This window comes from Desulfoconvexum algidum (assembly GCF_055382125.1).
The window spans coordinates 6,508,994-6,517,500 of sequence record NZ_AP042394.1 but is presented as its reverse complement, the minus strand read 5'-3'; the positions used below and the strand labels follow the sequence as shown (position 1 = coordinate 6,517,500).

At 47.6% G+C, this 8,507-nt stretch carries 7 protein-coding genes and 2 rRNA genes (1 of these 9 cut by a window edge); 7 read left to right on the top strand and 2 right to left on the bottom strand.

Annotation, left to right across the window (positions count from 1 at the left end; all coding sequences use genetic code 11):
* Positions 1-234 (bottom strand): 23S ribosomal RNA (locus tag ACZ45G_RS29320) (it extends 2,769 nt beyond the left edge of the window).
* Between the two features lie 293 nt (positions 235-527).
* Positions 528-2,087: ribosomal RNA gene (locus ACZ45G_RS29315) — 16S ribosomal RNA — on the bottom strand.
* Together the 16S and 23S rRNA genes form the textbook arrangement of a ribosomal RNA operon.
* A 473-nt stretch (positions 2,088-2,560) precedes the next feature.
* Between ACZ45G_RS29315 and ACZ45G_RS29310 the strand changes: the two genes are divergently transcribed.
* From ACZ45G_RS29310 to ACZ45G_RS29280, 7 genes are all read left to right on the top strand, one after another.
* Positions 2,561-3,559 (top strand): hypothetical protein, encoded by a 999-nt coding sequence (locus ACZ45G_RS29310; protein ID WP_464174153.1) that lies wholly within the window; start codon positions 2,561-2,563, stop codon positions 3,557-3,559.
* Positions 3,559-4,104: a hypothetical protein gene (locus ACZ45G_RS29305; RefSeq protein WP_464174151.1), complete on the top strand. Its 546-nt coding sequence runs from the start codon at positions 3,559-3,561 to the stop codon at positions 4,102-4,104. The genes ACZ45G_RS29310 and ACZ45G_RS29305 overlap by 1 nt, the downstream gene beginning before the upstream one ends.
* Before the next feature lie 11 nt (positions 4,105-4,115).
* Positions 4,116-4,598, top strand: coding sequence for a hypothetical protein (locus ACZ45G_RS29300; protein WP_464174150.1), 483 nt, complete (start codon positions 4,116-4,118; stop codon positions 4,596-4,598).
* 106 nt (positions 4,599-4,704) lie between these two features.
* Complete coding sequence (locus tag ACZ45G_RS29295) at positions 4,705-5,667, top strand: metal ABC transporter solute-binding protein, Zn/Mn family (protein ID WP_464174148.1); 963 nt, start codon at positions 4,705-4,707, stop codon at positions 5,665-5,667.
* A 31-nt stretch (positions 5,668-5,698) separates the two neighbouring features.
* On the top strand, positions 5,699-6,454 hold the full coding sequence (locus ACZ45G_RS29290; RefSeq protein ID WP_464174147.1) for a metal ABC transporter ATP-binding protein: 756 nt from the start codon (positions 5,699-5,701) through the stop codon (positions 6,452-6,454).
* A complete protein-coding gene (locus ACZ45G_RS29285; RefSeq protein ID WP_464174146.1) occupies positions 6,447-7,286 on the top strand; it encodes a metal ABC transporter permease in 840 nt (279 codons plus the stop codon). The genes ACZ45G_RS29290 and ACZ45G_RS29285 overlap by 8 nt, the downstream gene beginning before the upstream one ends.
* 29 nt (positions 7,287-7,315) lie before the next feature.
* On the top strand, positions 7,316-8,506 hold the full coding sequence (locus tag ACZ45G_RS29280; RefSeq protein ID WP_464174144.1) for an HlyD family secretion protein: 1,191 nt from the start codon (positions 7,316-7,318) through the stop codon (positions 8,504-8,506).
* The last annotated feature ends 1 nt before the right edge of the window (position 8,507 follow it).

Below are 8,507 nucleotides of genomic sequence, written 5' to 3'. Positions count from 1 at the left end.
CGTTATTACTTTCTTTTCCTGGGGGTACTAAGATGTTTCAGTTCTCCCCGTTGGCTTCCTAACACTATGTATTCATGTTAGGATGACACGGTATTAACCATGCCGGGTTGCCCCATTCAGAAATCTCCGGATCAAAGGATGTTTAGCTCCTCCCCGAAGCTTATCGCAGCTTTCCACGTCTTTCATCTGCACTTGACACCAAGGCATCCACCGTTTGCTCTTAGTAGCTTAGCCACTATACCACAAATAAGTTTAAACACTTTGATGCGAACATATTTAATTTGGGTGAATAAATTCACCTTCATCAAATGGTCAAGCTTTCAGTCTGATTCAACAATCAAACCTTGGCTTTATATTTTAATCAGTTGTTAATGATAATATTAACAACTGCGCAATTGATATTTACAACAACAAATTGTCAAAGAACAGTGAACGATCCGGCTACTAATACTTCGCCGTTTTGATCCCTCAAAATTGGCCAGTGAAAATTAAAAGCTTGAGCGCTTATACTTCTTGTCTTTCCTTTGAAAGGAGGTGATCCAGCCGCTGATTCCTCAACGGCTACCTTGTTACGACTTCACCCCAATTATCAACCATACCTTAGGCGCCTGCTTCCCCGAAGGGTTAGCCCAACGACGTCGGGTATAATCAACTCTCATGGTGTGACGGGCGGTGTGTACAAGGCCCGGGAACATATTCACCGCGGCATGCTGATCCGCGATTACTAGCGATTCCAACTTCATGGAGTCGAGTTGCAGACTCCAATCCGGACTGAGATAAGCTTTAGGGATTAGCTAACCATCGCTGGCTTGCTGCCCTCTGTACTTACCATTGTAGCACGTGTGTAGCCCTGGATATAAGGGCCATGAGGACTTGACGTCATCCCCGCCTTCCTCCCGGTTAACCCGGGCAGTCTCGCTAGAGTTCCCACCATTACGTGCTGGCAACTAACGATAAGGGTTGCGCTCGTTGCTGGACTTAACCAAACATCTCACGACACGAGCTGACGACAGCCATGCAGCACCTGTCACTGTGTTCCCGAAGGCACTCCCTGATCTCTCAAAGATTCACAGGATGTCAAATCCAGGTAAGGTTCTTCGCGTTGCGTCGAATTAAACCACATGCTCCACCGCTTGTGCGGGCCCCCGTCAATTCCTTTGAGTTTTAGTCTTGCGACCGTACTCCCCAGGCGGTTCACTTACCACGTTAGCTTGGGCACAGCAGATTTTAATATCCGCTACACCGAGTGAACAACGTTTACTGTGTGGACTACCAGGGTATCTAATCCTGTTCGCTACCCACACCTTCGCGCCTCAGCGTCAGTATCGGTCCAGAGAGCTGCCTTCGCCATCGGTGTTCCTCCTGATATCTACGAATTTCACCTCTACACCAGGAATTCCGCTCTCCTCTCCCGTACTCAAGTCTTGCTGTTTCAAATGCACTTCCAGGGTTGAGCCCCGGGCTTTCACATCTGACCGACAAGACCGCCTACGCGCCCTTTACGCCCAATAATTCCGAATAACGCTTGCACCCCCCGTATTACCGCGGCTGCTGGCACGGAGTTAGCCGGTGCTTCCTCTACAGGTACCGTCAATACAACATACTATTAATATGAAGTAATTTCTTCCCTGTCGACAGAGCTTTACGACCCAAGGGCCTTCTTCACTCACGCGGCGTTGCTGCGTCAGGGTTTCCCCCATTGCGCAAAATTCCTCACTGCTGCCTCCCGTAGGAGTCTGGACCGTGTGTCAGTTCCAGTGTGGCTGATCATCCTCTCAGACCAGCTAACCATCGTAGTCTTGGTAGGCCTTTACCCCACCAACAAACTAATGGTCCGCAGACTCATCTTCAAACAATTGCTTTCAAGAAGAGGCAACCTTTCATACATCAACTTATGCCGATGCACTTCATCCGGTATTAGCCATCCTTTCGAATAGTTATCCCAGGCTTGAAGGTAGATTATCTACGTGTTACTCACCCGTGCGCCACTCTACTAAGGATTGCAAGCAATCCCGTTCTCGTTCGACTTGCATGTGTTAAGCACGCCGCCAGCGTTCATTCTGAGCCAGGATCAAACTCTCCAGTTATAATCCTTTGATAAAACTTTTAGGTCCTTAGACCCGCTCATTTTCTTTTCTCACTGACCAATTTTCAAAGATCAAACTTTTTCTTTCGAAGGGCTGTTTAAAGTCTGTCCTCCTGAAGACCGGCGAATAATGCAGGAATTTAGAACCGTTGTCAAACCTTATTTTTTTTAATTTTTAATTTTTTCTTATCTATTTGATTTTTAAATGAATTCTTTTTGGTTTCTGTCAGGCAACTTAGAAATTTTGGGTTCCAATGGCAGTCACAACACAAAATTTCATTGATCTTTCACACCTCTTTTTTTTCCTGCCCACCAAATGGTTGACCCACATAAAATCAACCCCCCATGGCAAAAGAATGAACTTGCGGTCCCTCCTCTTTTCTTTTATGTATCTTTCCCATGGATATCTTTTTTCATTTATATTCTGATGCATTGCAACGGATTTCGACCCTGGTTCACCCTTATTTAGGAGCTGTGGCAATACCAGATTTTCTTACCCCCTATATAAAGGTATTGGTTACACCGGGCCCCTGGCATCTGACCGCCTATTTTATTGCGGCATCTCTTTTAATGATTACCCGGTTGAATGCCGTGGAAAAAAACGGATTTGAAGGCACCATTGTGGGAACTCTTGTCATGCCCTATTTCAGCGGATTTCCCAATCTTTGTTTTGCCTATCTCATGGCAACCGCCGGAAAAAACGCTTCCAATGGTCACACGGTTCTCGAAAACTGCCTGGTGAACAATGTCACAAACCTCACCCTGGTATTGGCCCTTCCTGCTTTTTTCTGGGGGATGAATCTTTTTCCAAAAGATAGAATAACAACCCATGAAACCAAGATAAATTACCTTTCCCTTCTCCTGAGCCTTCTGGCCTTGATCTTTTTTACGGCCGCCCTGTGGCTGGTGGGCAGGGACGGGGTCATAGGAACCAATGACGGGTGGATGCTGGTGGGACTTTTTCTTTTCTGGCAGGCATTTCACATCTTTGAAGTGATGAAAATCAATGCCCGCAAGGACAGAAAAATTAATCACAGAATCCTGATGGATCTTGTGATTATCGGCATTTGTGCCTGGGTTATTTTTTCTTGCATCAACGGCCTGGTGGAATGGATCAACCTCCAGGGAAAAGGACTTTTTGCAAAGGAAAATCTGGGAATTTTGAGCGGACTTCTCATGGTTCTACCCAATGGATTTCTGGCAATTTATTATACCATGGTAAACCGGGCGGACATCGCCTATTCCTCCCAACTAGGAGATTGTCATATCTGTATTCCTTTGTGCATTGGTATTTTTGCCCTGTTCTCCCCCATCCACATCCCTCCCTCCTTTGAAACAGCCGTTTATTGCATCATGGGGGCCGGGTCCGGCCTGTTTTTATTAACCGCCCTTTTCGGCAGATTACCCAGGTGGGCCGGGGCTGTTCTCATGGGGCTTTATGGCTTTTTCATTTATAAAGGATTTATTCTTTGATGGCACATGTTTTCATAGATGCGTCCTCTGCCATTCTTTTGTTCAAGTCCGATATTTTTGCCCCTCTTTTAAATGCCTGGCAACTGATCATGGCCCCAGAGGTTTTCAGGGAAATCACAAAAACCGGATATCCCGGAGCCGCCTATTTTAAAACCCTTGGGGAACCCCCTCCCGACAGCGAGGCTCCCATTATATTCCGGGAACCGGGCCCGGCTGATCACCCCCTGTTTGCACAAAAAAGTTTTCTGGCCATGGACAAGGGGGAGAAAGAAACCATTCAGATTTTTTTTAATTCCAATGGTTTTAAAAAAACCGGCGCCTTTGTCCTTGTGGATGACGGCAGGGCAGCAAGGTTTTGTAAGGCCCAACAATTTCCTTTTATAAATGCGCTTTTGGTCCCCAAACTTTTCTGGTATTCTGGATTCATGAATCAACAACAATATTTAAAAAAAACAGCCCAATTATGTGAGCTTGGCAGGTACTCCAAAACAATCATGGAGATGGCCGGGCAATTTTCCAGAAAAGAGTTAACCTATTTTATTTAAAGGAGATTGCCATGAGCGCTGACCCTCTGAAAGATCCGGTTTTGTGGAAACAAAAGGCCAGATCCTTTGTGACCCGGTCCCACCGCCATTTGTGGGGTAAAAACAATGAAGACCCCCAGGTTTTATTATTTCAACAGGATCTGGCCAACCAGTTTGTCAAACAGATGCACCTGGGCTGGAACAAGCACGGCCAGTCGAGAACCCTTGAGAAATGGGGCCTTAATACCCAGGATAATGGCCAGCAGAAAGAATCCTTTATCCTCCCCCCTGGCATTGTGTTTCCCTATATTGTGGAAAAAGAATTAATGGCCGTATGGATCCATCCATTGGACCCATCTGGTTCCACCTTTATTGTTCCGGGAAGCGCAAAGACGCCCATACGCCTCGGTAACCACGAGAACCCCATAAAAGTGGTGGATGGGTTGTTTGAAGGCCTGCGTCTGTTCCAGGAACACCAGGAAACCCTCTGCGTAGAAATCCGTGCCCGACAATAAAACAGCAGAAGCACCCCCATAAATATAAGCTCAAGCTGCTGACTAATTTTGACAAATCACAAAAATTTTTGTAGTGTTCTGATCTTACCTTCACAAAGGATGACAAATGAAATTTAAAAGTTTTTTAATTATATGGGCAGCTTGTATGGCAATGCTGCCCGCCCAGGCCCTTGCCAAAAAACCAATAAGCGTTTATGTCAGCATCCTGCCCCAGAAATATTTTGTTGAAAGAATTGCCGGAAAATATGCCACCGTTAAAGTTCTGGTGAAACCCGGGAAAAGCCCTTCCACCTATTCACCTTCACCGGATCAGATCAAAGAGCTGACAACATCTGATATCTTTTTTAGAATAGGGGTTCCATTTGAAAATGGTTTTTTACATAAAATCAAAGCTATTTCAGGTGCCATTCAGATTGTTGACACAAGAGAGGGCATTGCACTTCGTGAAATGAAATTCCATGACCATGGAGATCCCCAGGAAGACCCCCATGCGGACACCAATCACAATGAAATGGGTCATAATGAGACAGATCCCCACAAAACAGAGCATAGACATGAAACAAACCCGCAAGACCCGATTGGAAAAGATCCCCACATCTGGATGAGCCCCTTGCTGGTAAAAACACAGGCCAAAACCATGGCAGCGGCATTGATCTCCTTTGATCCGGAAAACAGTACCGCCTATGAACAAAACCTAGAAAAATTTATCAGGGATCTGGATGACCTTCACAAACGGCTCGCAACCACACTTGACCCTTTTCGGGGAGAAACTATTTTTGTATTCCACCCGGTTTTCGGCTATTTTACAGACACCTATGGGTTGAAGCAGATGGCCATTGAAACCATGGGAAAAGCCCCCAGAGGGAAACAACTGTCCGCCATTATCAAAAAAGCAAAGTTGAACAAAACCCGGGTGCTGTTTGTCCAGCCCCAATTTGACCGGCACGCCGCCCAGAAAATTTCCAGTGCCATCAAAGGGACGGTTATTTCCATTGACCCTCTGGCCTTTGATTATCTGTCCAACATGGAAACCATTGCCCGGACCATCGGGTCTAATCTGTCCCAATAAAAGAAGACCCACCAAAACTTAAGGATGATTTATGACCATTGCCCCTGCCATCATTTTTGAAAACATCTCATTTTCCTACCATAAACGACTGATACTTGAAGAGGTGAATCTTAAGATACCCGATGGAGAGTTTGCCAGCATTGTCGGACCCAACGGGGGAGGGAAGACCACCCTTCTCAAACTGATGCTGGGACTCATCAAACCTGACACAGGAACCATCCGGATATTGGGTGATACACCGGAACAGGCCAGGGGAAAAATGGGTTACATGCCTCAATACGCTCACCTTGACATGAATTTCCCAGCAACGGTAATGGATGTGGTGCTCATGGGAAGGCTTGGCAAAACAAAGCTCTGGTTTTCCAAACAGGACAAGGAAAAGGCCCGCATTGCCATTGATGAGGTGAACATGGCATCCCACATCCACACGGGATTCAGTGAGTTATCCGGAGGTCAGAAACAGCGGGTCCTAATTGCAAGGGCCTTGTGCTCCAATCCTTCCATCCTGCTGTTGGATGAACCCACTGCCAATGTGGACCAGGAAACAGAGGAAAACCTGTTTTCCATCCTCCAAAAATTAAACACAAACATGACCATCCTTCTGGTATCCCATGATCTGGGTTTTGTCTCAAAATATGTTAAAAGTGTTATCTGTGTAAACCGCCAGGTGCTTATCCACCCCACCACATTGATAGATGGTGCCCTGATCAAGGATATCTACCACAGTGACCTGAAAATGGTCCGCCACGACCACCGATTGAGCGAAGGAGGGCATTGCAATGATTGAGTTTTTCAATGCCCTGGCCGACCCGGACAACCAGTTTCTGCAATTGTCCATGATCATGGGCGGACTTGCTTCCATCTCCTTTGGCATCATCGGCACATTTGTCACCACCAAACGCATCGGCTACCTGGCCGGGGCCATTTCCCATTCTGTCTTTGGCGGCATCGGCCTTGCCCTGTATCTGCAGGTGAGGGTGGGGCTTGCCTGGGCAGATCCTCTTTTGGGGGCTATTTTTGCCGCGGTCCTGTCGGCCCTCATTGTGGGGTTTGTGAGTATTTACGCAAAGGAAAGGGAAGACACCATCATCGGCACCATCTGGGCCGTGGGCATGGCCGCCGGGATCCTCTTTATCGACAGGACCCCGGGATATTTCAACCTAACCTCCTATCTATTTGGGGATATTCTGCTAATTTCAACCCGGGATTTAATATTTGTCATCTGTCTGGATCTTTTGGTAGTAGGGATTTCCATTCTTTTTTTCAACCGATTTTTTGGGGTCTGCTTTGACAGTGAATTCACCCAACTGCGGGGAATAAACACCAGTTTTTTCTATATGTTTCTCCTGGTGCTCACCGCTTTGACCGTGGTGCTGCTGGTCCGGATTGTGGGCATCGTTCTGGTCATTGCCCTGCTCACCATCCCCCCGGCCATCGCCTCCTTTTATGCCCGCCGACTCTGGCAGATGATGGTCTATTCCGTCATTTTTTGTGCCCTTTTCACCTGGATAGGCCTGGCCTTAAGTTATTCCTTCAGTCTTTCTTCCGGCCCCACCATAATTGTCTTCAGCGGTGCTGTTTACCTGGTGCTGTTGCTGGTTCACAACCAGTTTAAATAATTCACAACTGTCATTCAGGAGAAACATCCATGAAAAAAACAGGTTCCATTCTGATCTCCTTGGTATTGATCATCGTCGCTGTCATTGCCTGGCGCTTGTTCGTCACACCAGAAACCGATGCCAACACCCTCAGGGTGTCCGGAAATATAGAGGTGACCGACGCCCGGTTGAGCTTCAAGATTGCCGGAAGGCTTGAAACCTGTTTTGTGGAGGAAGGCGACACCATCCCCAAGGGAGGACTGCTGGCACAAATAGAAAACCAAGACCAGAAAATTGGTCTGCGCCTGGCCCAGGCCAATCTTGCCAAAGCAACATCGGTTCTTGCAGAACTTGAAGCAGGCAGCCGGCCCGAAGAGATACTATTGGCAAATGCCAAGGTGCTTTGGGCCCGGCAGACGGTTCTGGAACTGACCCGGGGGAGCAGATCCCAGGAGATTGAAGCGGCCAAGTCAGATCTGGACACGTCCCTGGCTGAAGCAAAGTCAGCCCAGTCCCAACTGATACAGGCAAAGGAAGATTATGACCGGTTTTCTACCCTTTACAAAGGAAATAGTGCCAGTCGGCGGGATTTTGAACTATACCGGACCCGGCATGAAGTCACCCAAAACCAGCTGGCCCAGGCCAACTCAAGGGTCAATACCGCCCGCCAGGCCCTCTCCCTTCGCAAAGAAGGGCCTAGAGCCGAACAGATTGAACGGGCAAAAGCCGGCCTGGCCCAGGCCAAGGCAGAATATGCCCTGGTCAAAATAGGTCCCAGAAAAGAAAAACTCGACCAGGCCAGAGCCCTGGTCGATGAAGCAAAGCAACGGGTAAACCAGGCAAAACAGCAATTGTCCTATACAAAGCTGTTCGCCCCCATGGGAGGTGTGATTTTGACCCGGTCTGCAGAACCCGGGGAATATTTGAACCCTGCAGCCCCGGTGGTCACCCTGGGAAATCTGGATCGCCCCTGGTTAAGAGCCTTTATCAATGAAAAGGATCTGGGCCGGATACGCCTCAAAGACACGGTGACGGTCGCCATTGATTCTTTTCCGGACAAACAGTATACGGGAATCCTATCCTTTATCAGCAGCCAGGCAGAATTTACCCCCAAATCGGTCCAGACCTTTGAAGAACGGGTAAAATTGATGTTCCGAATAAAAATAGACCTGGCCAACCCTGATGGGGAACTGAAACCCGGGATGCCGGCAGACGCCTTGATTTCATTGTCTGCAAATTAAA